1 rRNA gene is annotated in these 249 nt (G+C 56.6%); it reads left to right on the top strand.

Annotated features, from left to right (window positions below):
* Positions 1 to 77: ribosomal RNA gene (locus tag ADK67_RS16110) — 16S ribosomal RNA — on the top strand; the annotation flags it as partial.
* Positions 78 to 249: the final 172 nt, after the last annotated feature.

Here is a 249-nt window from a genome sequence, read left to right as displayed (position 1 = left end):
CGAAGGTGGGACTGGCGATTGGGACGAAGTCGTAACAAGGTAGCCGTACCGGAAGGTGCGGCTGGATCACCTCCTTTCTAAGGAGCATTCCTCACCGGTTCTCTTCGGAGGGCCTGTGGAGAGCCTCGCGATCGGCGAATGATCGATCGGTGGTTGCTCAATGATGTGGATGCTGGCTATATACAGAACCCTGGGTTGTTCGCGGAGTTAGTACTGTTCCTTTTGGGAGCGTGGAAGGGTCTGCGAGGG

It is taken from the genome of Saccharothrix sp. NRRL B-16348, from assembly GCF_001280085.1.
In the GTDB taxonomy this organism is placed as follows: domain Bacteria; phylum Actinomycetota; class Actinomycetes; order Mycobacteriales; family Pseudonocardiaceae; genus Actinosynnema.
The sequence above is the reverse complement of the archived record's forward strand: the minus strand, read 5'-3'. Positions and strand labels throughout refer to the sequence as shown.